Source organism: Holdemania sp. 1001302B_160321_E10 (genome assembly GCF_015552275.1).
Classification (GTDB): Bacteria; Bacillota_I; Bacilli_A; order Erysipelotrichales; family Erysipelotrichaceae; genus Holdemania.
Genome location: NZ_JADNEM010000006.1, coordinates 1 through 25,450, shown reverse-complemented (window position 1 = coordinate 25,450; position 25,450 = coordinate 1). Strand labels below are relative to the sequence as shown.

Sequence of the window (25,450 nt, the reverse complement as noted above, 5' to 3'; positions counted from 1 at the left end):
CAATCGGCGCCTTTTCCGTTTTGAAAAACGCCGAAAATCGTTTCATTTTAGCCTTGCATTTTGATAGGAGTTCATATATAATAATAAAGCACAGCGAAATGGTACCTTAGCCAAGTGGTAAGGCAATAGACTGCAACTCTGTGATCGCCAGTTCAAATCTGGCAGGTACCTCCATAAAATTGGGGATGTGGCGGAATCGGTAGACGCATCGGACTTAAAATCCGGTGATGGAAACATCGTACGGGTTCGAGTCCCGTCATCCCCACCAATCCTAAAAATCAAGCTGTGAAAAAATAAAAAAAGTTGTTGCAAATCAACACGAACTCTGTTATAATAACAAAGTGTTGTTGATAAGAACAGCAAGATACGCGCCCATAGCTCAACTGGATAGAGCGTTTGACTACGGATCAAAAGGTTGCGGGTTCGATTCCTACTGGGCGCGCCATTTTATTAAAAAAAACAGTTCCCATTGGGAACTTATATTTCGGGATGTAGCACAGCTTGGTAGTGCACTTGATTTGGGATCAAGGGGTCGCAGGTTCGAATCCTGTCATCCCGACCATGATTTAAATTTATGGCGAGGTAGCTTAGTTGGCTAGAGCGTTCGGTTCATACCCGGAAGGTCGTGGGTTCGAGTCCCACCCTCGCTACCATTTGATTGTTTAGGATCTGCGGACCCTTAGCTCAGTTGGTCAGAGCTGCCGGCTCATAACCGGCTGGTCGTAGGTTCGAGTCCTACAGGGTCCACCAAGTCATTCTGGAGGAATACCCAAGTGGTTGAAGGGTCCGGTCTTGAAAACCGGTAGGTCGGGAAACCGGCGCCTGGGTTCGAATCCCAGTTCCTCCGCCATTGAAAATTTCATACTTAGTTATCGCGGGGTAGAGCAGTCTGGTAGCTCGTCGGGCTCATAACCCGGAGGTCGTTGGTTCAAATCCTTCCCCCGCAACCAATGGTTCTGTAGCTCAGTTGGTAGAGCAATGGACTGAAAATCCATGTGTCGCCGGTTCAATCCCGGCTGGAACCACCACTTACTAAAAATCCTGTCGCTGGACAGGTTTTTTTGTTATCGGGGACAAAGCGAAATGAACGGCAGACAAAGCGCGGAAGGATTCCGAATGAGCCCGGCGATCCCGGCTGATCGCTGTACGTTGCTGCAATCTTAGCTAAAGTGAATTACATCTCAGGTCAAGAAACTGATAACAGTGTTGAGATTCGAAAGCAGAAAGCAGAACCAAAATGCAGCTGGCTCTCTCCCTTTTATTAAAAACGGCAGAAGCAACGGACTGTGCTGGACTGAAACAGGCGGATGATAATGCAGGAGGAAACACAATGACAGATCAACAAGTTAAGCGGATGGAACTCAATTCCGCGATGACCCAACTCGTTGCCGATTATCTGCAGGAAAATCCCTGCGCCATTGAGCGGAGAATGGTGGAGTCCCTGTGCTCTGGCTGCGGACTCTCGCAGACAGACGCCGTCTATACTCTCTTTTGTATTATCGCAGGGCTGGATCTTGACGAAAATCCCCAGCACCGCATGCTGGCCGAACAATATTTCAAGCCGGGATTCCGGCACTTGTCCGCGGCTGACTATGAAGCTGACGCCTATTTGCGCAACATTCATTTCCCGGACAGCACGCAAGGCGCCTGGACGGTGCGCTGGGAATGCTATCAGCCGTTTGAAATTTTGATCTATGACGATTACCGCGTGGATGAAACCGGGGCGGAATGTCCGCAGTTGGGCTATTTCGATACGGAATACCGTTATCCCTGTGTTTATGAGAATGGCGTTGAATGGATGAGCGTGATTCCCAGCGAGATCAACACGATGCGGCCGCTGCTGAAACAAGCCAGCGGGAAAGTGGTGGTTTGCGGACTGGGCTTAGGTTATTTCGCTTATCACCTTTCACGCAAAGCAGACGTTGAACAAATTGTTGTGGTTGAGAAGGAAGCGGCGGTGATCGCCTGGTTTACCCGCTGGATCCTGCCCCAATGGGAGAATCCTGAAAAATTAACAATCATCCATGACGACGCTTTCGCTGTGGTGGATCGTCTGAAACCCGGCGAGGCCGATACAATCTTTGTCGATCTGTGGCACAATGCGGCAGATGGCGCGCCGCTTGTCCAGGCGATGCAAAAGCGCGAACCGCGTCTGCCGGGCACCCGTTTTCTTTACTGGCTGGAAACGTCCGTCAATTCCGTTCTGCGATGGAATCAGCTGATGGACGAACAGCACGCCTAATCAAAAAAGAGGAATTTCCAGGCAGGGCGCCAGACGAAACATGCGCTTTCTAATCCCGGAGTTCCTCTTTTCAGGTTTAAGCTTTCAAGGGTTTATTTTTGTAGATGATCGACGTCGATCAGTTCGTATTCACGCGAACCAATCCCCAACGCGGCCGCCGCTTCGATGGTATGAATTCCATGGCGGGATTCAATTCTTTCAATTAAATCCTTCTTTCCCGGATCCTCGCACTGATAAACAAGATCGAGGCATGCCTGATCCAGTGCAACCGGATCGAGTGAGGACAGAATACCGATATCTCTGACCTTCGGATCCTCCGCTTTTGCGCAGCAGTCGCAGTCGACCGACATGTTGCACATCACGTTGATAAATGCAATGTTTTCTTTTTCATAATCCAAAATTGACTTTGCGGCGTCGGCCATGGATTCCAGGAACTGATCATGATCCGCGGTCCAGATGTTTTCCGCGACGCCAGCCCCATGGATGTAAGCTTTACCATAACTGGACGCCAGGCCAATCGAAATATTTTTCAGCGCTCCGCCGTAACCGCCCATCGGATGGCCCTTAAAATGCGTCAGCACCAGCATGGAATCGTAATTTTTCAGATGATCGCCGACAAAGTTTTTCTGGATTACCTTTCCGCCATTCACCGGCAGTTCCAAATCGCCGTCTTCGTCGAGAATATCGACGGAAAACAGTTTGGACCAGCCGTGCTTTTCCATCGTGTGCCAGTGGGCTTCCGTCGTATTGCGCTGTCCTTCATAAGCGGTGTTGCATTCCACGACCGTGCCGTTTACTTTGTCGATCACCGGTTTCATGAATTCCGGACGCAGAAAGTTCTGGTTGCCGACTTCGCCGCTGTGCAGCTTCACCGCGACCTTGCCTTTAAGCTGCCGGCCGAGAATTTCTTCCATTTCGATCATTTTCTCCGGAGTGATGATTTTGGTAAAATAGACCTTAGATTTTTCCATTGGATGTGCCTCCCTTACTTTGCAGACGGGGTAGTTCGTTTCCCCGTGGCTTTATTGTAACGCCTGAAGTTCACTCCAAGTCAATTCTTTTTTGTCAGATCAACGAACATAATCAAAAACTTTATAATTCTGACCGAAAAGTAGCCGCTGCTTTTTCTTTTTGGTATACTGAAAGCAGAAAGCAGAAAGCAGAAAGCAGAAAGCAGAAAGCAGAAAGCAGAAAGCAGAAAGCAGAAAGCAGAAAGCAGGTGAAATGATGAAACTGATATGGCAGGATGCAGGTCCGGTGCTGACCCGGATTGATCGGGGCTTACCCAACGTACTTCCGATTCCGATTCTGATTCAGGGTTATCCCGCAGTGGTTCTGTTTGATACCGGCGCCTCCTGCAGCGCTGTGCGCAGATCCATCGCCGAGGCGGCCAATCTGCGGTCGCTGCATGAACAAGTCGTTGGCGGGGGCAGCGGATTGGGGCGGATTCAGGCAGAAAAATGGCGGGCGGAGACCGTACAGATCGGGCCGCTTCTGGTAATGGATCAGACCTGGATGGTGCTGAGGGATGAGGCTTTCGACTTGGAGCTGGCGGCCGGACAGAGCGTAAAAATCGACGGACTGCTGGGGTGGGACGTCCTTCAATTATGTTGCTGGCAATGGGATGAGAAACGTCAGCGGTTGTCAGTGAGGCCTTCGGTTGCGGATCCAAGTGCTGAGCAGGAGTTGATCGGCTGGGATAATATGCCCATGGTGCAGGCGGAAACAGAAGGGCAGCTCATGCGCTGGGGATTTGACAGCGGCAATACCGATACTACAGGCGGCCCCCTGCTCGATCAAGGATTGCCCGATTCGCTGCCGCTGGAATTTGAAACGCTGACAGGCGTCGACGGTTCAACGCAGGTTCCCGCGCGCCGGCTGCCGGCGCTTTCTCTGCGGATCGGCAATGCAAAAATCATCCTTGACGGCATAGCGGTGATCAACCGCCCATTATATCCCGTACAGGGGGAGGCTGTCGCCGGCTTGTTGGGCGCGGATGTGCTGGCAGGCCGCGGTTGGCGCCTGGATTATCCTAACCGCCGGCTGATCCTCGAACCGAAAGCGGCGGAATAAATTCATACAAACCGGGATCATTCTCTTTATTCATGTAAAAAGCGGAAATCACAAAAAAAACGCCGCAGATCAGAAAGCAGGGAGGACGTTCCACTTTGGCGTTTTCAGAGAATCAGAGATCAGTCAGGAATTAAAATCTGCGACAGCGGCATGTTCGGAGCGTTTAAATTCGGCGTTTGATTCAGCGCTCCGGATGAAAAATAGAAAACAGAGGCGATCACGATCAGAATAGCGGCTAACTTGTAGAGTGCAGTCAGTTTTTTTGGCATTGGGGAATCCCTCCTTTTATTTTCAGCATAAGCGCCAGACGCTCTTTTATTCTTGATCTTACTATATCATATCCGTTGGTCAGGGAAATGAAGTGCAGCTTAACAATTTATTACAGATTCCTGACAAGGGCTCAAAAAAGGGTTAAATTTAAAGAATAACCGTATGAATGCAGGAAGTCCGGCTTTTGAAGCTATTCGTCCTCCATTTGAAAAAGGGCCGCAATGCGCTCAGCGGTCCGCGCGCAGCAGAATTCGACAATCTTCGTCGCAATCAGCCACTACAATAAATCTGATACGAGGTGGAATTTTGATGAAGGGAAACGCTTGTTTTTTAGAAGAATTAATGCAGCTGATCAAAATGGGAAAGCTGACGGAGCTTCACCATCGGCTGCGGCCGGAAGTAGCTATCCTGAGCGGTGATCTTGAAATTTATGGCCGGGAAGTGGCCGCGAGGTGGCTGCGGGAACAACCGCCGGTTACCGTCCGCGGCAATCCGAGGGTCCAGATGCTTTCCGGGCAGCTGATGCTGCAGCAGGGACAGGTTCTCTGCGAAGAAAAAACACTGCGGTATCTGCTTGTGATCGACGTACTTCTGGATCAGCTTGTCCATCTGACGCTGGTTGAAGAACCGGCAGTGAATAAAAATCGTAGTCTGGAAAAGAGCCGGTCCGCCCCTCTGGAACAACTCCTGATGCAAACGCGGAAATTCTGGCTGGAGTGGGATATCCGTCAGGATACGCTGCAGGTGTCAGAAAACTGGTTTGCGCATTTTCATTTCCAGCCTTCGCTTGTGGGACAGGTTCAGGATCTGCCTGACAGCCATCGACGTTCTCCCTCCGCCGCTCAGATTGCGGAAATCCGCAGCCAGCTGCAGCGGGGGAATCTGGTTCCGACTGTGGATCTCAGTCTGGAATGCGGAAAGGAAGGCATTCGCTGGTATCGGCTGGAGCTGACGTTGGAAAAGGATGCGCAAGGTGAGCCGGTCAGAGTTCTGGGCTTGTTAAGCGATATGGATCAGCAGCGGCGCGAGCTCCAATGGCTGCGCCATCTGGCCCATCAGGACTGTCTGACCGGATTATATAACCGATTTAAGATTCAGCAGCTGATTGAGGAAGCGCTGCGGCAGGCTCCGGTGGGAAAAAGCATGACGCTGGCGGTGATGGATATCGACAATTTCAAGCAGATCAACGATGCATATGGGCATGACTGCGGCGATGAAACGCTGCGGCGGACGGCGGCCGAGATCCGCGCTCTGTTTGCGCCGGAGGATTTGGTCGGACGGATCGGCGGCGATGAATTCGTCGTTTTACTGCAGGAAGCAGGCACACGCGATCAGGTCGGCGCGCGTCTGGATCACATTCGCCAGCAGCTGCAGCATCTGCGTCAGGCGCCGGCTGCGCTGCCGAAAATTTCCTGCAGTATTGGCTGCGCCTTCTTTCCCGCGCAGGGAACGACGTACCGGCAATTATTCCTGAAAGCCGACGCGGCGATGTATCAGGCCAAGCGCCAGGGGAAAAACAGCTGCGTCTTTTACTGATGCGTTTCCATATATCGTTTTATTTCGCTGTCTCGGACCTGTTTTTCACTTCTTCTTTTAATTCTGTGAGGTTGCCGTTCGTTTTGCGGATCGGCGTGGTATGATAAAACCAACGGAAAAAAATAAGGGGACAGGGAAATGAAAACAACACTGATACTGGGATCAACCGTGATCGACATGATCGTCCGGGTACCGCATCTGCCGGTAACCCAGGAGGATATCAATACGCGCTCCATGACGATGGCGCTGGGCGGCTGTGCGTACAACGCAGCGCGGATGCTGCGGCTGTTCCGGCTGCCGCTGTTTCACTGTTCGCCCACCGGCGACGGTATTTTCGGCCAGATAACCGGGAAGCTTTTAAGCGAGGAGGGACTGTCGCCGGCGATCGTGGTGAAGGGATGGGATAACGGCTGCTGCCTGTGTCTGGTGGAAGACAGCGGCGAGCGCACATTTTTGTCCACGCACGGCGCGGAATATGGCTTCTGCGAAGAATGGCTGGCAGATCTGGATTCGGCGCAGCTGGATTACGTGTATGTCTGCGGGATTGAACTGGAGGAACCGACCGGGCTGGCAATGCTGAAATGGCTGCGTGAGCATCCCGGACCGCAGGTTTTCTTTGCGCCAGGAGCCCGGCTCATGCATTTGGACTCTTCGCGCTGGCAGGCGATCGAAGCATGCCGGCCGATCCTGCATCTTAACGAAGCGGAAGCCTGCTGGTTAAGCGGGAACCAGTCAGTTGAAGCGGCAGCGAGAACGCTGCGCGGCCGCTTCGGCAGCGCCGTGATCATCACCCGGGGTGAACTGGGCGCGGTATGCTGCTCAGCGGATGGCAATTATCAAGCGCTTCCGGGGGTCAAGAGTGAAGTTGTGGACACGATCGGCGCCGGCGATTGTCATGCAGGAACCGTGTTAGCGGGATTGAAACAAGGATGGCCGTTGGCAGTTTCGGTGGATCTGGCTAACGCAATGGCCGCCCGAGTCGTCGCCCGGCCTTCCGCGCGTCTGGATGAAAACGAATTCCGCACAGTGCTTGGGGCATGGCGGCAAAAAATCGGAAAGGACTTGCCGGGGAACGGAAAGTGCGGTATCCTGTAACCAATTCATAGTGAGGTGGGAAACAACATGGAAAAAATACAAATTCAAGACTTAACAGACTATCGTTTCGTGCACAGTCTGGCTGCTTCCGGAGCGCATGTCCTGTGCCTGCAAACTCAGATGGACAAGGCGGAAAACAGCTACCGTACCAACTTGATGGAAGTCGATCCGCAAACGATGCAGCTGAAGCCGCTGATCAGCGACGGTCAGGTTTCGTCATTCTGTTTTGAGGATGAAGAAACAATCCTGTTTGCGGCGGAGCGCAAGCCGCAGGACAAACCGGAACCCAATGAACAGAAAACTGTTTATTACCGCTTGACGCTGAATCAGGGCGAGGCTCAGAAAGCCTTTGAAGTCCCTTATGCCGTGGTGCAGATGACGCCGGTAGCGGACAGCGATTGGGTCGTTTTAAAAATTCAGGAAAATCTGCATGCCCTGGATCCCAAAACCACGGCAAAGGAAGAACTCGACGACGCGCAGGACTATGTGATTCTGCACGAAGTCCCGTTTGTCGCCAACGGCGCCGGATTCATCGACTCAGACCGCTGCGGCTGTCTGATCTGGAATAAATGCACAGGCCGGCACCTGCGGATTACGCCGCAGGGCTATGATTGCGCAAGGGTGATCGTCAACGGTCATCAGGTGATCTATACCGGGAAAAACTGGCGCGACGTCCAGCCGAAAACATCCGAACTGGTCTGTTACGATCTGGAAAAGCAGACTTCGCGCACGCTTGTGCCGCAGGGACAGCTGCGGATTGGCGCGATCGCTGCGGAAAACGATGAACTGATGTTCATGGCGACGGACATGCAGGCTTATGGCAACGGAACCAGCTGCGATTTCTACCGCTGCGATTTAACGAGCGGAGCAGTCCGCAAAGTGCTGGATTACGAATATTCCATCGGCGGCTGCGTCAACAGCGACGTTCGTTACGGATCAGGCAAAACATTCATGTTGAACAACGGCGTGCTCTATTTTACATCGACGATCGGCTATCGTACGGAACTGATGCGGCTGCACGAGGACCGGGTGGAAAAAGCGGTCGAGTTCAACGGCGCTGTCAGCGGCTTTGACATCACGAAATCCGGTTTTGTGTTCTGCGCGATGGAACCCGGCCGGCTGCAGGAAGTCTATACGGCCGACATGACAGGTGCGGTCACCGGCCGCACACAGATCAGCGAACAGTGTCTCAAGGATAAGGCCGTTCAGCCGGTTGAATACGCGGGCTTTGTCAACGCCGCGGGGCAGACGATAGACGGGTGGCTGATCAAGCCGGTCGGCTGGCAGCCGGATCAGACCTATCCGGCGATTCTTGACATCCATGGCGGGCCGCGTACGACCTATGGCGAACTGCTGATTCATGAAATGCAGGTCTGGGCGAGCGCAGGGTATTATGTGTTCTTCTGCAACCACCGCGGCTCGGATGGCTATGGCGATGCCTTTGCCGATCTGCGGCTGAAATACGGTACGATCGACTATGAAGACATCATGGAATTCACTGATCATATTCTGGCGCAGAATCCGCAGATTGACCCGCTGCGCTTAGGCGTGACCGGCGGCAGCTATGGCGGCTATATGACCAACTGGATCATCACGCATACCCATCGCTTTGCGGCGGCGGCCAGCCAGCGCAGTATCGCCGATTGGATCAGCGATTTTGGTACTTCCGGGATCAGCTATGACGACGATCTGCACCAGGGCGGCAAGCCATGGGATCACATGGAAAAGATGTGGGATCATTCGCCGCTGAAATACGCGGATTTCTGCCGTACCCCGACGTTGTTTATTCATTCTTTCGAGGACTATACCTGCGCCGTGTCACAGGCGATGGAAATGTTCACGGCGTTAAAAGTGCTGAACGTCGAGGCTCGCGCCTGTCTGTTTAAAGGCGAAAATCATGAACTTTCCCGCAGCGGCAAGCCGATGCACCGCTTCAAGCGGCTGCGCGAGATCACCGACTGGATGAATCAGCATTGCCAAAAATAAAGAAATTTAAGGAAAAAGTTTAACTTCAGCCTGCGTAACAGCGGGCTGAAACCGGAATTTTAATTGTGGTGAAAGATTAAAGTTCCGCCACCGCAGTGGTTTTCAAACTGCGTTTTGTGTATAATTAAGATCAGAAAGCTGCCGGCGAAGTCCGGCAGTTTGCATGAGAAAGCGGGGGAAACAAACATGGAAACAGGGATATTCATTCTGGCAGCCATCGCCGCCGGATTGGCGTTATTCTGCGGGATTCAGCTGACCGCCCTCAACCGCCGACTGGCAAAGCTTGAAGCGCAGGATTTCGATAAGAAACTGACTGTGCTGCAGACAACGCTGACGGAACAGGACCGGCAGAGCCGGCAGGAAATCGTCGATGGCGCGCAGAACGCCGTGCGGCTGGTCGGTGAAATGCTGAGCGCCAATCAGCAGACTGCTTTTCAGGCGGAAAGTCAGAAGCTGGACGCGATGAATCACAGTGTTTTGCAGCAGCAGGCGGCCCAGCGTGAAATGCTGCAATCTTTAAGCGCGCTGCTAAGCTCCAATCAGCAGCAGATTTCCGAGCTGCAAAGCCGGAAGTTCTCCGAGATCAGCCAGTCGCTCTCAGAGAAGCAGAATACGCTCAACACCGCGATGGCCAACCAGTTCAGCGTGTTGGAAAACCGTTTGAAAACCTTTGAAACCGGCAACGAACAAAAACTGGAAAACATGCGCCAGACGATAGAAAAGCAGCTTACTGCGATCCAGCAGGACAACAACCGCCGGCTGGATGAAATGCGCCAGACCGTTGATGAAAAACTGCAGAAGACGCTGGAAGACAAAATGACGCAGTCCTTCCAGTTGGTGAACGACCGTCTGGAACAGGTCTATAAGGGGCTGGGAGAAATGCAGACGCTGGCGGTCGGCGTCGGTGATCTGAAAAAAGTGCTGTCCAATGTCAAGGCCCGCGGCATCGTCGGGGAAATCCAGCTGGGCGCGATCCTCGAAGAAATTCTGTCGCCGGAACAATATGCCACCAACGTTGCAACGGTGCCGGGAAGCAAAAACGTCGTCGAGTTTGCGATCAGACTGCCGGGCGATGACGATCAGCCGGTCTGGCTGCCGATCGACTCCAAATTTCCGGCGGACGCTTACGCCAATCTGCAGGACGCCTATGATTCAGGCAATCAGGAAGCGGTGACGCAGGCGGTCAACGTACTGTCGCAGCGGATCCGTTCGTTCGCCAAGGACATTCACGATAAATATATCGAGCCTCCCTACACGACCGATTTCGCAATCCTGTTTCTGCCCTTTGAGGGCTTGTATGCCGAAGTCGTTAAACGCGGACTGGTCGAAACGCTGCAGCGGGATTACCGCATCAACATCGCCGGACCCAGCACGATGGCGGCGCTGCTCAACAGCTTACAGATGGGCTTCAGGACGCTGGCAATCCAGAAGCGCAGCAGCGAGGTCTGGACAATTCTGGGCGCGGTAAAAACCGAATTCGACAAGTTCCACGATGTGCTGGCGATGACCCAGCAGCGGCTGAATCAGGCGAATAATGAACTTGACAAGCTTGTCGGCACGCGCACGCGGATGATTCAGCGTAAACTGAAGGCAGTCGATAAGCTGGATCCGACCCAATCGGCACAGCTGCTGGAGGCGAATACCGAGGACGACAATCCGGTCGAAGCCTGAGACAGTTAAGCATTTAAATCAATTCCCAGAGTTTTGAGCGGCAAGGAAAACTTGAAGTCAGAAACCAGAAAAGAAGCGCAGAGGGAAGCGCGGTTCTTACTCGAATTTGGACAACGATCAAATAGGCAGGCAGGATGAAGCGTTAGATAACATATTATTCTGCCTGCTTTTTTGTATGGAAATTCCATGTCTGCCCTGAACTGAGTAAGAAATCGACGCTTCTTTTTCTTGTGATGAGAAATTGGATATTCTGGCATGTAAGGAATAAGGACAACGGACTTCAGGTTCATGGACTGCTTTACAGAAGGTATCGCCGCCTCGTTAAAAGATCGGAAAATGATATTTCTTTACCTGCGAATACCTTGATGAAGAATGTAAACGTGCAGTGCAGGCATGCGTACTTACTGAGGCTTCAATAATGAAAAGACGCAAATCTGATCAAGACTTTCTTTGAAATAAGCGGAGATCATTGAAAACCATTTTCCAGCTTGGCAAATCAGGCCGCATTCGAAATGGATTTTCCTGTTCGCAAGATGTGCCTGAATCCTTTTTTACTGCGCAGTTTGAGCGGAATGGAAGAGAAAACGGAAAATTGTATCGATCCGACTTCTGGATAAATTTGTTTCTGTTCGTTACGATCAGAAGCAAAGGTCATTGTGTAAGAAAGACCGGTTGGAAAGCTTGGAAAACGATAATTTCTCCTGTTTGTTGATTGTATTTTTAAGCGGAAAGGAATACAATAGCGAAGTGACCGACCAGTCGGTCGGATAAAAGGAGAGGCCTATGTTTTCTAAGTTTAGTGTTAAAAAACCCTATACTGTAATTGTGGGCGTGGTTATGTGCCTGTTATTGGGCGTGATTTCATTTATGAATTCAACAACTGACCTCTTGCCCGAAATGGAGCCGCCCTATGTCGTTATCTATTCGACGTATCCGGGGGCCAGCGCCGAAAAAGTAGAAACCAGTCTGACCCGGATTTTGGAATCCGCCGTCAGCACGACAGAAAACCTGTCGAATATGAGTTCGATTTCTTCGGACAATTTATCGTTAATTATTCTGGAGTTTGCCGATGATACCAACATGGACACGGCGATGCTCGATCTGAACGCCAAGATCGATCTGGTGAAGGGCTATCTGGATGAAACGATTTCCAGTCCGACGCTGATGGCGATTAACCCGAACATGATGCCGATCATGATGGCAACGGCAGATTATGATGGTCATGACCTGCAGGGATTGAGCGACTTTGTCAATGAGAAGGTCGTGCCGGAGCTGGAAAAGACCAAGGGTGTCGCATCTGTCGATCCGACCGGGCTGTTGGAAGAAACTGTGCAGATCGTGCTCAATCATGACAAGATCGACCAGATCAACAACAAGGTGCTGGACAGCGTTGATTCCGAGCTGGCCAAGTCGGAGCGGGAGCTGCGGGAAAAGCTGCAGGAGGTCAACGACGGTCTGCAGAAAATCGCCGATGGGGAATCAGAATTGTCCAATACGAAAAATGAAACTTATGACAAACTGGCGCAGTCTTCCGTCCAGCTGCAACAGGCGGCGACGAACCTGATCGCGATGGATTCGCAGATCATCCAGCTGAAAGCGGAGAAGGCGGCCTTTGAACAGATCGTCAGCGGTGTGGATCAGTTAAGAACACAGGTTCCGGATAATCCAGATGCTACAAATGAGGAATTAATAGAATATCTAGAAAGTTTGCCTGCAAAAATTGCTATGTTGACACAAAGTAAAGATGCACTTGCAAACTATCAAATTCTTATTAATGAAATATCAGATGATACTTCGTTAGCTGATCAGCCATTACCTGAGGAAATAACTTTCATTTTAAGCCAATTTAAAGTTAATTTGACTAAAATAACAAATTATGGAGAGGTTAAAGCCGCTTTGTCAAACGCTGTAGCAACTATAGATCAAATTTTAACCCCTTTAAATGCGCTTTCGTCCAATTTAGACGCCATGAAAGAGATGGTAGGAAAGTACGACGATGCGAAGGTCAAGTTAAGCAATGTTGAAATCGAAATCGCGACGGCCGAGGGCGTGAAGCAGGCGGCCAGCAGTATGTTAACTCAGGCCGGGATCGACGTTTCCGACCTCAACAGCCTGCAATCCAAGCTGGAATCCGGCAAACTGACCGCGGCCGGTGAGATCACCAAGGGCGAAATGACGATCTCCACGACCAAGACGACGCTGGAATCCGCCAAGACGCAGATTGAGGACGGCTTGAAACAGATTGCCGACGCGCGTGATGAAGCGCTGAAAAAAGCGAATATTTCCGAAGCCCTTTCGCCGAGCATGATCTCGACGATGCTGACGGCGGAAAACTTCTCGATGCCGGCCGGCTATATCGCCTCCAATGACGATTCGCTGCTGATCAAGGTCGGGGATCAGTTCGCTTCTCTGGAAGAAGTGGAAAATCTGCTTCTTATGTCAATGGATATCGACGGGCTGGAAGAAGTCCGGCTGAAGGATCTGGCCAGCGTCCAGATCGTTGATAACAGCGAAGAATTATATACCCGCGTCAACGGCAATCCGGGCATCATGCTTTCCTTCCAGAAAAGCTCGACCGCCTCGACCGCTGACGTCTGCAAAGCCCTGCATAAAACCTTTGACAAGCTGGGCACGCAATATGAAGGTCTGCATTTTTCAACCCTGATGGATCAGGGGGTCTATATCGACATGATCGTCAATTCCGTTCTGGAGAATTTCCTGTACGGCGCCATTCTGGCGATTATCGTTTTGATCTTATTCCTGCGCGATCTCAAGCCGACGGTGATCATCGCCCTCAGCATTCCGATCTCGCTGATGTTCGCGATGGTGCTGATGTATTTCAGCGGCGTGACGTTGAACATCATCTCGCTGTCCGGCCTGGCGTTAGGCGTCGGGATGCTTGTCGACAACTCCGTTGTTGTTATTGAAAACATCTACCGGATGCGCAACGAGGGCGTCGGCTTGATCGACGCGGCGATTGAAGGCGCCAAACAGGTTGCCGGAGCGATCATCGCTTCGACGCTGACGACGGTCTGCGTCTTCTTGCCGATTGTGTTTGCGACCGGTCTGGCCCGTCAGCTGTTCGTCGATATGGGGCTGACGATCGCTTACTCGCTGCTCGCCTCACTGATCGTCGCCTTAACTTTGGTGCCGATGCTTGCCAGCAAGATGCTGAAAAAGCAGAATGAAAAGAAGCACGGCTTCTTTGAGAAGCTGGTCAGCGGGTATACCGGGCTGTTGAAATGGTCGCTGGGTCACAAGCTGATCGTCATGGGCGGTGTCATCGCGTTGTTGATTTTCAGTACGATCGGCGTGATGAATATGGGGATGACGCTGATTCCGACGATGGATTCCGGCCAGATGTCGGTCAGCGTAACGATGCAGAATGAAGACGCTTCCGATCAGGAATGCTTCGCGATGTACGATCAGGTCATGGAACGGATGATGCAGGTGGAAGGCGTCGAGACCGTCGGTGTTACCAGCGGAGGCAGCGGCTTGTCCACGATGATGGGCGGAGGCGGCAAGACCTCCACGACTTTCTATATCATCACGGAAGAGAAAGCCAACACGAAAAAAATGGAAGCGGAAATTCCGCAGGTTCTGGCAGATCTGCCTGTTGACGCGGCAGTTTCCACAAGCAATATGGATTTGAGCGTGCTGGGCGGCAGCGGCGTCGCGATGACGCTGTATGGCGATGATCTGGACGAGCTGCAGGAGGCCGCAATCCAGATCGGCAATCAGCTGAAGCAGATCGACGGCATCGACGTTGTGGACGACGGCCAGCAGGATCCGGTCAAGGAAGTCCGCGTCATCGTCGATAAAAACGAAGCGATGAAATACGGCCTGACCGTAGCGCAGGTTTATCAGAGCGTCGCTTCCAGTATCAAAGAAGAAACGACCAGCACGACCCTGGCAATTCAGGACAAGGACTATCCCGTCGTCATCGTCCAGGACGCCGCTTCCTTAACCCAGCTGGATAACCTGCAGGACATGAAGCTGAAGGGAACCGAAAATCAGGAAGAAAAGGAAGTCGAGCTGTGGCGGATTGCCGATATCGAAAACGGCACCGGCATGAACAGCATTTACCGCGAGAACTCCCGCCGCTTCGTCAACGTCAGCGGCACGATCAAGGAGGGCTACAACGTAACAATCGTCAGCCGGGAAGTACAGAAGCAGCTGGATACCAGCGGACTGCCGGAGTCGGTGAGCTTGGAATTCAGCGGTGAAAATGAGACGATTATGGAAACGATGGTCACGATGATCCAGATGATTCTGTTGGCGATCGCGTTCATCTACATGATCATGGTCGCTCAGTTCCAGAGCCTGTTATCCCCGTTTATCGTCATGTTTACGATCCCGCTGGCCTTTACCGGCGGTTTCCTGGGCCTGTTGATCACTGGTCAGGAATTGAGCATCGTCGCGATGCTGGGCTTTCTGGTGCTGTGCGGCGTAGTCGTCAACAACGGCATCGTCTTTATCGACTATGCCAACCAGCTGAAGGAACAAGGCTATGCCACCCGCGAGGCGATCATTGAAACCGGCCGGACCCGCCTGCGTCCGATCTTGATGACAGCGCTGACGACGATTCTGGCGATGACGACGATGGCGCTGGGAATCGGCACCGGCAGCGATATGATGCAGGGCATGGCGATCGTCACGATCGGCGGTCTGACCTATTCCACGGTGCTGACGCTGTTTGTCGTGCCGATCATGATCGAAGTGACAAGCCGCCGCAAGGACCGCAAAAAAGCAAAGGCAGAACCGGCGCATGAGTGAGGAGAAAAAGATTCAGGTCTATCTCGGCGTGATCAGCCTGGTTCAGCAGGGCCGCTCGCTCAATGAGCTGAAGGTTTCGGAAATTGCCGAAGCCAGCGGGATCGGCAAGGGCACCTGTTATGAATACTTTTCTTCAAAAGAGGAAATTATCCGGGAAACGTTGTTGTATACGTTTCATAAGGAATTTGACAGCTTCTGCGGCCTGCTTCAATTCGATCAGGGCTTCGAGGCCGGCTTTCGTCAGATCCTGGCGGCGATGGAAAAAGCGCTGAGCCAGTTTTCGCCGTTTCAGACGCTGCTGTCCAGCGTCGGCAAGCGGGAACTAAAACAATATGTCAGTGAAGAAACGATGGAAAATATTATGCGCCAGATGATTCGTTTGATTGATTTATTGCTGGATCAGGCGCAGGGTGACGGATGGATTCAGCCGCAGCGGCCGCGGGAATACCAGCGCTTTGTGTTGATCGGCGTCATGCAGGCGTATTGCTTCCAGATCACTAACCCGCAGTTGAAAATTACCGCTGCCCAGGCCGCAGATTATGCCTGTCAGAGCTTGCGGGAAGCGCTGTCTTAGCGGAAAATCAATGCGAAAATGAGAAATCGACAGACAAGGCTTTAAAAAAAGAGATCATAAAAGCTGTAAAGGACAATAAAAAAAGAAGCGGAAGAGTACAGCCAACCTGTAAATTTCCGCTTCTTTTTCATTACCGGATAAAAACTTAATTGGCGCCAGTGACAAACTGGAACGGCGTTGCCGACGTGTAAGCGTCCGCTCCTTCCGCAAGCAGGTTGATGGTGACGTCTTCAAGATGAAGTGTCTGGAAGTTATTTTCAACATGTCCGCTCTCGTTGATAAATTCCAAAGTCTGTGCATAACCTTCGGCTTCCTCTTTTTCCGCTTCGACTTCAATCGTCACACTCTGTCCATCCGCAAGACCGCCTTCAGCGTAATTCTTGCCTTTGTCTTCTGACCCGGTCTTGTAAATATACAGTTCAGTAATTGTTTCGCCTGTCGTATTATTCACGATATACGTTCCGTGCGTCGTCATTTCCTTTTCCGTTTCATTGGTTTCTGCGGCTGGCGTTGTTTCTGCCGTTTTTGCCGGCTCTTTTTCCGCAGGTGCACTGCATCCTGCAAGCAACGCCAAGACTAAGAACAAGGATAAATATTTTTTCATTGTCTGTTACCTCCTATGCTTATAAGCATCCTGTGCTCTTTACGATAAACTGTATTGCTGCAATACAGTCAAGTTATTTCAATTTGTTAAATTTTGAATAATCAAGTTTACTGAATCTTTTTTTCCAGGTCTCGGATATCGAAGCGGCCTTTCTGTCAGGCTGACATCACTTTGAACAAGTTTTTTTTTTCTAAAATGAACTGCTCCGATAAAAAAGTACAGCCGTAAAAGGGCTGTACTGCTTGCAGGCGCAACGCTTATAAGAATGTGCGTCTTATTTTTCAAAATCAAGTTTTCGAACCGGGACTTCCAGAAGGCTTAAATCATTTTTGCCGACGATATAATGATTTTCAACGATATTATGAAAAACCAGACTGCCGGTTACTTCGTAATGATGGTCCGCAATATAATGCATGACGTCGCAGATAAGATCAAACTGTCCGGGATTGCCATAGAAATATTTTTTAATCTTTAACCCGCCGGGAAGCGTAATCAGATTCGGATGATCGGCAGAAAGATTGTCGATCATGAAGAAAACACCGCTGCCGCGGTAAGGATCGTCGCTGTGACATGCGCCTTTCCGGAATACGATCCCGCAGCCCTGAAACTGGACGTTCGCATACTGAAGCGTTAATTCTACGCACCGGCGGTAGGCCGCGTCGATCATCGGGTCCTCGTCCAGGGATAAATCGAAAGGTGCGTAAAATGCGGTTCTCTCTTTTTCTTCACTTATAAATATTTTATTGAGTTCATATTTTCCAAATAATGATTGATAATACATTTTCCGGTGGTGGGTAATGAGTTTGTTCATCTGGAATTGAACGATTTGTTCATCCAGCTTGGCGATCTGCGCATCGAAAATGGATAAAATGGAATCAGCGCTTTTTGTTTCCATCACCCGCATGATGTCGGACAAAGACATGCCTGAATCTTTCAGCTGCATGATCTCGATCATTTTCGGCTTTTGTTCCCGCGTGTAGATACGATAGCCGCTTTGATTGACCCGGGCGGGCTTGAATAAACCGATTTTATCGTAATGAATTAATGTTTGCCGAGTCAGATTAAACATCTCTGCAAACTCTGTGATGGTATAAAATTCTTTGCTTTCCACAACATTCACCTTATTTCATAGCTGAGATTGAGCTTGTCTTTATTATAATCTTCAGGTTCGATGGGATTCAAGAATAAGGCTCAGCGGCAAAGACAGTCCGCCTCAACAGACTCTGCAGCCCTTATTGGCATCATAAAAAAAGACTCAAAAAGAGTCTGATGCAGGGCGTGAGTACGCTGGAGCTTTGGCATTTGATGAGCGCAAAAGCTTCTTGTTCATTCTCTGAAGCTAAGCGGCGCATTGACGGCGTGTCCTGAGCAGCAGCCAGGCCATTGCTGTGGTATAAAACATTTCCAGCAGGGAATTGACGCTGAGAAAGCGCATATAGATCAAAGCGCAGATGACCAGAATCACTGCGGTCATTTCCATTCCCCGGCGGCCTAACGACCAGCGCCGTTTTTGTCCTTGATAGAAGACACGCAGGATTAAGAGATTCAGCGCAATGAAGGCAAGGTTGCTGATCAGGATATGCAGCTGCGCCAGAAGAGGAAATGTTTCGGGCAGATAAGGCACGACCATCGAAAGCACCATCAGAAGAAACGTTAAATCCTCCCGGCGCTTTAATGAAACATGGAGGGCTTCTGCCAACGCACGGATCATCGCGCGGAAAACAAGCGCGCCAGCCACAGCCCAGATCAAGATCAGCAGGCGATAACCCAGGCCGTTTCCAATCCAGGACAGATTGGTTTTCAGCGGGTCGTCGCGCAGGATCAGAAATAACGTGAACAATGGAAATAATACGCCGCCCAGCAATTCAGTTTTGTCGAAAGAAGAAGCTTGTTTTTTCATGCATTCATTATAGCGAAAAGCACAAGGCAATTCAAATCCAGACTTCGCAGCGGAAAAAAGTATGATACAATAAAACCACTTCGGAGGATGAACATGAATAAACAAATAAAAGTGGGATATCAGGGAGCGCACGGCACCTTCAGTGAGATCGCGGTTCAGGAATTTTTTAAGGACAGAGCATTCGAAGCATGCAATTATACCAATTTCAAATCCATCATTGCCGATGTGGAAAGCGGCGTGATTAATTACGCGCTGCTGCCGGTTGAGAATACGACGACGGGAATTATTTATCGGACTTATGATTTGTTGAAGGACAGCGATATCTTCGCAGTCGGTGAAATTTTAGTGCGGATTGACGAACAGCTGATCGGTCTGCCGGGAACCAGAATCGAGGATTTGCGCGAGGTCTATTCCCATCCGGAACCGCTTGATCAATGTTCCAGTTTCTTTGCGGCGCACCCGTGGATCAAACCGGTGACCTATCAGGATACGGCGAAAAGCGTGGAATATGTGGCGCAGTGTCAGGATCCGTCGAAAGCGGCGCTGGGGAGCTGGCTGGCGGCGGAATATTATCATCTGCCTATATTAAAAGAACGGGTTCAGGATAATCAGCTGAATACTACGCGTTTTTTCTGCGTTGCAAAAGGCGTACAGGCCGTCCAGGAGGCAGATAAGATCAGCATGTATTTCGTGGTCAATCATGAACCGGGCGCGTTGTACGAGGTCATCCGCGTGTTCGCCCAGCGTGGCATCAACATGCTGAAACTGGAATCCCGGCCGATCCGCGGACGGATGTTTGAGTATTGCTTCTATATTGATTTCGACGGCAGTCTGCTTCAGCCAAAGACGCAGGAAGCGATTGCCGAGGTTCGCGAGCATTGTCTGGAGGTTAAAGTTCTGGGCAGCTACAAACGGGCGTTTAATGGAGAACTGTTATGAGAAGAAAAATTGTGATCCTGTTGAGCGCGCTGATTCTCAGCGGATGCGCCGGTGCGCCGGAAGTGAAACCCATGCCGTCCCTTACGCCTTCGCCGGAAATAGAACAGACGCCGACATCGTCGTCTTCGCCAATGGCGACTCCCGATCAGACGCTGAACGACAAGCCCGCAGACCTGAGCGCTTATGAAGGCTTCGCGGATGAGCAGAATGCTTTCGTTGAAATCAGTCTGGAAGCTTCGTTGGAAAAAATCGAACAGGGCGAATCGTTCATGATCTATTATGGCAAGCCGAATTGTCCATGGTGTATCGAAGCAGTGCCGGTTTTAAATGAAGCGGCCAAGGAAAACGGCGCAGTTGTTTATTATGTCGACACAAGCAAGCCTGAAAATTACTCGGAAGCGATGATTGAAAAGATCATGACGCTTTTTGAAGGCTGGCTGCTGAGGGACGAGGAAGGCGAAGAAGGGTTTTATGTGCCGGACGTCGCGTTGATTGTTAACGGCCGGGTCGCGGCCAATCACATCGCGACCGTTGATTCACACGATCCGTATGCCGCGCCGATGAGCGAAGCGGAACAGGCAGAGCTGAAGCAAATTTATACAGAGATGATAAAAAAGTTGACCTCTGCGGCTTAAAACTCTGGATTTCTACAAGACAAAAAGATTCGGTTATTGAAGCTGTAATGATATAATGAATATGGAGTTCCGACAATGTTGATCGTCGGAAACAAGATAAGGCAGGGATAAACGATGAAACGGCGGAAAAAGGGTTTTACATTAATTGAATTGATTGTCGTTGTAGCGATTTTAGTGCTTTTGATGTTGATGCTGGTACCGAAACTGACAGGTTTTACCGAAACGGCGTCAGATACAGTTTGCCACGCCAATCAGGCCAACGCGTATAAAATCATGGTCATGGAATATACTTTAGGTGACAAACCGTTTACCAAGAAATCCGCTGAGGATGCGATTGACGAGAAATTAGGAGATCATGAAAAATTATGTCCCACTGGCGGAACAATCACCGTTCTGGTTGATCCTGTGGATCCAAGTAAATTTTCAATCACCTGTTCCAAGCACGGCGGTTCAGAACAACAGATTCTGGGGAATTATTCCAAAGATATGTTGGAAATGGCAGTTAGTGAATTTTATGGAAGCAATAAAACCGGTCAGCTGGACTCTACAGGGCCGAACTTTGGAAAAGGATTTAAGCAGAGAATCGCGGAGAAATATGGTTTAAATGCCGATAACTTTGATTTCACCGTTATGAAAAATAACAATGGCACGTATTCCGTTTATATTTTTGATGGAATTTCGGATATGAAAGTAGGAGATTCAGTTCAAGGGGTGGTCTATGAATACGATAAAGATCAGAATCCCATCGGCAATTCTTCAGGAACTACTTTTACCGGAAAGATTACGTCAAAGGAAGTAAGCGGCGTTAAATTTAATTATCTGGATTTGGGATCTGTGAAATAATCGTTTTCTCAGGTTGTAACAAAGGATTGAAGTTTCAGAAAAAGATTGCATTTCAATCGAATTGTGATATAGTAAAAACATCGAGGTGTTGAGTATGCTGAAAAATATCTGCGAAAAAATTGAACATCCGAGTTCTTCTTACTTTTATTTTACCTTTAGATAGAGGGCTGGTTCACTTTGGACATTAGCCCGTTTTGATTTGAAATCAGGCTAATTCTGAAGGGGAATGCGAAAAGAAATGCTGAACCGTACAGGATAAGCCTGTACGGTTTTTTTGCAGGTTGTGTGAGAGGGGAGAAGTTAATATGATGAAAAAAATCACAGTCAATCTCAAAGACAAGAGCTATCCGATTCTGATTCAGCGGGGACTTCTGAATCAGGTGGGACAGTATCTTGAAGGTCACCGGAAGGTGATGATCGTGACGGACGAGGGGGTGCCGGAGGAATATGCCCGGCGTGTGTTGGCGCAATGCGGCCAGGGTTATGTTGAACGCGTGATTCAGGGCGAAGGCGCTAAAAGCATGGAAGTCTACCAACAGATTCTGCGGCGGATGCTGAAAGAACGGTTTTCCCGCAAAGATCTGATCGTCGCTTTAGGCGGCGGAGTGATCGGCGATCTGTCCGGGTTTGTCGCCGCGACGTATATGCGGGGGATTGAGTTTATCAACATCCCGACGACGACGCTGTCGCAGATTGACAGCAGCATCGGCGGGAAAGTCGCGATCAATCTGGACGGCATCAAGAACTGCGTCGGCGCGTTCTGGCAGCCGAAAATGGTACTGATCGATCCGGACGTACTGGCCACTTTGCCGCAGCGGCATATCAACAACGGTCTGGTCGAGGCGCTGAAAGCCGGTTTAATCCGCGATGAATCTTTGTTTGAGTTGTTTGAAACGGACGATCCGATGGAGCACATCGAGAAGATTTTATACAAGTCGCTGATGATGAAAAAGAAGGTCGTGGAGATTGACGAACGGGAAATCGGCGTTCGCCGGATCCTGAATTTCGGACATACGATCGGACACGGTATCGAGAGCTATTACCATCTGCACGATGTGTACCATGGCGAAGCGGTTGCGCTGGGCATGATGAAAATGATCAAAGATGAAACGATCCGCGACCGGCTGCATCCGATTTATCAGCGGCTGAATCTGAAAGAAGATATCGACTACGACCGCCAACAGGTTTACGACTTTATCACCAAAGACAAGAAGATCGACGGCGGAACGTTAACGATCGTACTGCTGCGGAAGATCGGCGAAGCGTATTTAAAAGATATCCCGACGGAGAAGATCAAAGAATATTTGTAATCGAAAACTTCTTTTAATGAAAAGAATATAAGGAAAACAAGTTGTTCTGCGTTCAGGGCAGAACAAGGAAAGACGACAAAAAAGCCAGAAAAAAACAAGGAGATCAAACGATGAAAAGTGCGATTGGACAGTGTATCGAGCTGTCGCTGTTCGGCGAAAGCCACGGTGAAGCGATCGGCGTCGTGATTCAGGGTCTGCCTTCGGGCATCCGCATCGACGAAGTCTGGATGGGCAAGCAGATGGAGAAACGCAAACCTAAAGGTAAAATATCGACTCAGCGGCAGGAAGCAGACGTTCCGGAAATCGTCAGCGGCGTCTTTGAAGGCCGGACGACGGGCACACCGCTGTGCATTCTTATCCGCAACGAAAATATGCGAAGCAAGGATTATTCGAAAACACGGTATATTCCGCGCCCTTCGCATGCCGATTACACGGCCGAGATTAAATATCTAGGCTATCAGGATTACCGCGGGGGCGGTCATTTCTCCGGCCGGATCACCGCGCCGTTAGTGGCAGCGGGCGCAATTTTCCTCCAGATGCTGAAAGCGAAAGGCATTGAGGTCGGAACGCATGTCGCGCAGATGCAGGAATTAACAGACGCTCCGTTTGCGGACGAGGAAGCAGAGCTGCGGGCGCAGCTACTAGGCTTAGAGGATCAATATCTGGCATGTTTGAGCGATTCAACGCGGACAGCGATCCAGCAGCGGATCGAACAGGCTCAGGCCCAGGGCGATTCGATGGGCGGGATTCTGGAAAGCGCGGTTGTCGGCATGCCGGCCGGAGTGGGCGAACCTTTCTTTGATTCGGTGGAGAGCCGGCTGGCGCACCTGTTGTTCAGCATCGGCGCCGTGAAGGGCGTGGAATTCGGCGATGGTTTCGATTTTGCCGCAAAAAGAGGCAGCGAAGCCAACGACGGCATCACGATCGACAACGGGCATATCCGGACTCTGACCAATCATAACGGCGGGATTAACGGCGGGATTACCAACGGCATGCCGCTGCGCATCCGCACGGTCGTCAAGCCGACCCCTTCGATCTATAAACCGCAGTCCAGCGTAAATCTGAAAACCGGCGAACCGACGACGCTGCAGATTGAAGGCCGGCACGATCCGGCGATTCTGCATCGGGCGCGGGTCGTCGTCGACAGTCTGATCGCTTTCGGGCTGGCGGATCTGTTGACTGAACGCTTCGGTATTCTGTGGTGGAAAGGAGAACGGCCATGCGGCGAGGACTGATCGGTGAACATCTGGGTCACAGCTATTCCCAACGGATTCATGAAACGCTGGGCGGCTATCCATACGAGCTGATTGAGGTGGCTCCCCAGGACTTGGACGCCTGGATGAAAAACAAGGATTTCGCGGCACTGAACGTCACGATCCCCTATAAGAAAGCTGTGATTCCTTATTTAGAAGAACTGGATGAACGGGCACGGCGGATCGGGGCCGTCAACACGATCGTCAATGACCACGGCCGCCTGATCGGCAAAAATACCGACTATTACGGCTGTCGGTTCATGCTGGAACAAGCGGGCATTGAAATTCAGGACCGGAAAGTGATCCTGTTAGGCAACGGCGGGGCGGCGCAGGCCGTACAGGCGGTGCTGGAGGATTTAGGCGCAGCGGCGATCGTCAAGGTCAAGCGCAATCCGTCGCCGGAAACACTGACCTACGAAGAAGCGTACCGCGATCACAGCGGCGCGCAGGTCATCGTCAATACCAGTCCGGTCGGCATGTTTCCGGCTCAGGAAGGCATTCCCGTGGAGCTGGATCGGTTCCCTCAGCTGGAAAGCGTTGCGGATGTGATCTACAATCCCCACCGCACCCGCCTGATTGTCGAAGCACAGAAACGCGGCTGTCGGACAGCGACGGGATTAAGCATGTTAACGGCGCAGGCTGCCGAGGCGATTGAAGCGTTTATCGGCAAGCCGGTCGCTCCAAAATCCATTCTGCGCATGACGGCGGAACTGGCGCGGGAGAAAATGAATCTCGTCTTAATTGGGATGCCGGGCTGCGGCAAAAGCACGATCGCCCGGAAATTGGCGGAAATCAGCGGCCGTCCGGCAGTTGATATTGATCAGCGGATCGTTGAGCGGATCGGCATGCCGATCCGGGACTTCTTTGCCCAACAAGGCGAAGCCCGATTCCGTCAGATCGAAGCGGAAATTCTGGCGGAAGTCACGCTGCAGACAGGGCAGATTATCGCCACGGGCGGCGGCATTGTCAAGGATTGGGAAAACGTCAGACGGCTGCGGCAGAGCGGCAAGGTTTATTTTTTGGACCGCAGTCTGGATCAGCTGGAAACCGATCCGAGCCGGCCGCTGAGCTCCAGCCGCGAAGCCCTGCGGCAGCTCTATGACCAGCGGATTGATTTATACCGGGCAGCCTGCGACCAACAGATCGAAAACAACGGCAGCGCTGATGAAACCGCCCGCAGGTTATGGCAGGACTGGCTGATGGAAACGACGGGATTGATTGATCAGAATTAACTAAAATAAAAGCGAGGATCCACCCTCATTGAATTGGAATAAGGAAGGACTAAGAAACAAGTCTGACAGCAAAAACGAGTGGAGAAACTTAACAGCGGTCACGGACATGGAAGGAATCACACCATGGAAAGATCGAATTATATTTGATCAAAGGACCGAATGGAGATTGAAATAACAGGGGGAATAAAACCATGATTATCACATTAAAAAAGAATACGCCGCAGCCGGAAATCGACCGGCTGATCCAGAACTTTGAAAAACAGGGCGTTCAGGTCAACATGATCTCCGGCGCCAATTACAACGTGTTTGGATTGGTCGGCGATACGGCGAAGCTGGATGAGCGGCGGATTATGGCGAACGAATGGATTGAAGACGTCACACGGATTGCCGCTCCATACAAACTGGCCAACCGGATGTTCCATCCGCAGGACTCGGTGATCGACGTCAGCGGCGTCAAGGTCGGCGGTCATGAAAAGATCGCCGTGATCGGCGGCCCCTGCTCAGTCGAGGG

At 50.9% G+C, this 25,450-nt stretch carries 19 protein-coding genes, 9 tRNA genes and 1 pseudogene; 24 read left to right on the top strand and 5 right to left on the bottom strand.

Features of this window, described 5'->3' with window-relative positions:
• Window positions 1-100 precede the first annotated feature (100 nt).
• The 10 genes from I2D94_RS04945 (at window position 101) to I2D94_RS04900 (ending at window position 2,242) form a co-directional block, all read left to right on the top strand.
• Window positions 101-174, top strand: a tRNA-Cys gene (locus I2D94_RS04945).
• A 7-nt stretch (window positions 175-181) separates the two neighbouring features.
• Window positions 182-268: transfer RNA gene (locus tag I2D94_RS04940), tRNA-Leu, on the top strand.
• Between the two features lie 100 nt (window positions 269-368).
• A tRNA-Arg gene (locus I2D94_RS04935) sits at window positions 369-445 on the top strand.
• Between the two features lie 40 nt (window positions 446-485).
• Window positions 486-562 (top strand) — tRNA-Pro (locus tag I2D94_RS04930).
• A gap of 14 nt (window positions 563-576) precedes the next feature.
• Window positions 577-653: transfer RNA gene (locus I2D94_RS04925), tRNA-Met, on the top strand.
• A gap of 20 nt (window positions 654-673) precedes the next feature.
• Window positions 674-750 (top strand) — tRNA-Ile (locus I2D94_RS04920).
• 9 nt (window positions 751-759) lie between these two features.
• Window positions 760-850: transfer RNA gene (locus tag I2D94_RS04915), tRNA-Ser, on the top strand.
• Between the two features lie 23 nt (window positions 851-873).
• Window positions 874-950: transfer RNA gene (locus I2D94_RS04910), tRNA-Met, on the top strand.
• 2 nt (window positions 951-952) lie between these two features.
• Window positions 953-1,028, top strand: a tRNA-Phe gene (locus I2D94_RS04905).
• Between the two features lie 302 nt (window positions 1,029-1,330).
• Window positions 1,331-2,242, top strand: a complete 912-nt coding sequence (locus I2D94_RS04900; RefSeq protein WP_195395818.1) for a hypothetical protein — start codon at window positions 1,331-1,333, stop codon at window positions 2,240-2,242.
• A gap of 92 nt (window positions 2,243-2,334) precedes the next feature.
• On the opposite strand, the gene I2D94_RS04895 is transcribed toward I2D94_RS04900, so the two are convergent.
• The gene (locus I2D94_RS04895; RefSeq protein WP_195395817.1) at window positions 2,335-3,213 is read right to left on the bottom strand and encodes a DUF362 domain-containing protein; all 879 of its coding nucleotides are present in this window, start codon (window positions 3,211-3,213) and stop codon (window positions 2,335-2,337) included.
• Between the two features lie 253 nt (window positions 3,214-3,466).
• Here I2D94_RS04895 and I2D94_RS04890 point away from each other — a divergent pair, with 253 nt between their 5' ends.
• Window positions 3,467-4,315: a retropepsin-like aspartic protease gene (locus I2D94_RS04890; RefSeq protein ID WP_195395816.1), complete on the top strand. Its 849-nt coding sequence runs from the start codon at window positions 3,467-3,469 to the stop codon at window positions 4,313-4,315.
• Window positions 4,316-4,434: 119 nt separating this feature from the next.
• Here I2D94_RS04890 and I2D94_RS04885 read toward each other — a convergent pair whose 3' ends face one another.
• A complete protein-coding gene (locus I2D94_RS04885) occupies window positions 4,435-4,584 on the bottom strand; it encodes a hypothetical protein (protein WP_159432807.1) in 150 nt (49 codons plus the stop codon).
• 310 nt (window positions 4,585-4,894) lie between these two features.
• Between I2D94_RS04885 and I2D94_RS04880 the strand changes: the two genes are divergently transcribed.
• The 6 genes from I2D94_RS04880 to I2D94_RS04855 all read left to right on the top strand — a co-directional run bounded on the left by I2D94_RS04880 (window position 4,895) and on the right by I2D94_RS04855 (window position 16,223).
• Window positions 4,895-6,121 (top strand): GGDEF domain-containing protein, encoded by a 1,227-nt coding sequence (locus I2D94_RS04880; RefSeq protein WP_195395815.1) that lies wholly within the window; start codon window positions 4,895-4,897, stop codon window positions 6,119-6,121.
• Window positions 6,122-6,259: 138 nt separating this feature from the next.
• Entirely contained in the window at window positions 6,260-7,216 is a 957-nt protein-coding gene (locus I2D94_RS04875) for a carbohydrate kinase family protein (protein WP_195395814.1), read from the top strand.
• 27 nt (window positions 7,217-7,243) lie between these two features.
• A complete protein-coding gene (locus tag I2D94_RS04870) occupies window positions 7,244-9,202 on the top strand; it encodes a S9 family peptidase (RefSeq protein ID WP_195395813.1) in 1,959 nt (652 codons plus the stop codon).
• A 186-nt stretch (window positions 9,203-9,388) separates the two neighbouring features.
• Entirely contained in the window at window positions 9,389-10,873 is a 1,485-nt protein-coding gene (rmuC, locus tag I2D94_RS04865; protein ID WP_195395812.1) for a DNA recombination protein RmuC, read from the top strand.
• A 783-nt stretch (window positions 10,874-11,656) separates the two neighbouring features.
• Complete coding sequence (locus tag I2D94_RS04860) at window positions 11,657-15,649, top strand: efflux RND transporter permease subunit (RefSeq protein WP_195395811.1); 3,993 nt, start codon at window positions 11,657-11,659, stop codon at window positions 15,647-15,649.
• Window positions 15,642-16,223 carry a TetR/AcrR family transcriptional regulator gene (locus I2D94_RS04855; protein WP_072684900.1) on the top strand — a complete coding sequence of 194 codons (582 nt, stop codon included), beginning with the start codon at window positions 15,642-15,644 and terminating at the stop codon, window positions 16,221-16,223. Before I2D94_RS04860 ends, I2D94_RS04855 begins: the two co-directional genes overlap by 8 nt.
• Window positions 16,224-16,368: 145 nt before the next feature.
• On the opposite strand, the gene I2D94_RS04850 is transcribed toward I2D94_RS04855, so the two are convergent.
• The 3 genes from I2D94_RS04850 to I2D94_RS04840 all read right to left on the bottom strand — a co-directional run bounded on the left by I2D94_RS04850 (window position 16,369) and on the right by I2D94_RS04840 (window position 18,727).
• Window positions 16,369-16,827 (bottom strand): lipoprotein, encoded by a 459-nt coding sequence (locus tag I2D94_RS04850; RefSeq protein WP_072684901.1) that lies wholly within the window; start codon window positions 16,825-16,827, stop codon window positions 16,369-16,371.
• A gap of 274 nt (window positions 16,828-17,101) precedes the next feature.
• Window positions 17,102-17,938, bottom strand: a complete 837-nt coding sequence (locus I2D94_RS04845) for a MerR family transcriptional regulator (RefSeq protein ID WP_195395810.1) — start codon at window positions 17,936-17,938, stop codon at window positions 17,102-17,104.
• Between the two features lie 228 nt (window positions 17,939-18,166).
• The gene (locus I2D94_RS04840) at window positions 18,167-18,727 is read right to left on the bottom strand and encodes a hypothetical protein (RefSeq protein ID WP_195395809.1); all 561 of its coding nucleotides are present in this window, start codon (window positions 18,725-18,727) and stop codon (window positions 18,167-18,169) included.
• A gap of 93 nt (window positions 18,728-18,820) precedes the next feature.
• Between I2D94_RS04840 and pheA the strand changes: the two genes are divergently transcribed.
• The 7 genes and pseudogenes from pheA to I2D94_RS04805 form a co-directional block, all read left to right on the top strand.
• Complete coding sequence (pheA, locus tag I2D94_RS04835; RefSeq protein WP_195395808.1) at window positions 18,821-19,666, top strand: prephenate dehydratase; 846 nt, start codon at window positions 18,821-18,823, stop codon at window positions 19,664-19,666.
• Entirely contained in the window at window positions 19,663-20,301 is a 639-nt protein-coding gene (locus tag I2D94_RS04830) for a thioredoxin family protein (protein ID WP_195395807.1), read from the top strand. The genes pheA and I2D94_RS04830 overlap by 4 nt, the downstream gene beginning before the upstream one ends.
• 114 nt (window positions 20,302-20,415) lie before the next feature.
• Window positions 20,416-21,144 carry a prepilin-type N-terminal cleavage/methylation domain-containing protein gene (locus I2D94_RS04825; RefSeq protein WP_195395806.1) on the top strand — a complete coding sequence of 243 codons (729 nt, stop codon included), beginning with the start codon at window positions 20,416-20,418 and terminating at the stop codon, window positions 21,142-21,144.
• Window positions 21,145-21,449: 305 nt separating this feature from the next.
• Window positions 21,450-22,454, top strand: a complete 1,005-nt coding sequence (aroB, locus tag I2D94_RS04820) for a 3-dehydroquinate synthase (protein ID WP_195395805.1) — start codon at window positions 21,450-21,452, stop codon at window positions 22,452-22,454.
• Between the two features lie 110 nt (window positions 22,455-22,564).
• The gene (gene aroC, locus I2D94_RS04815) at window positions 22,565-23,689 is read left to right on the top strand and encodes a chorismate synthase (protein WP_195395804.1); all 1,125 of its coding nucleotides are present in this window, start codon (window positions 22,565-22,567) and stop codon (window positions 23,687-23,689) included.
• Window positions 23,674-24,939 (top strand): shikimate kinase, encoded by a 1,266-nt coding sequence (locus tag I2D94_RS04810; protein WP_195395803.1) that lies wholly within the window; start codon window positions 23,674-23,676, stop codon window positions 24,937-24,939. Before aroC ends, I2D94_RS04810 begins: the two co-directional genes overlap by 16 nt.
• A gap of 191 nt (window positions 24,940-25,130) precedes the next feature.
• A pseudogene (locus I2D94_RS04805) lies at window positions 25,131-25,450 on the top strand (3-deoxy-7-phosphoheptulonate synthase); the annotation flags it as partial.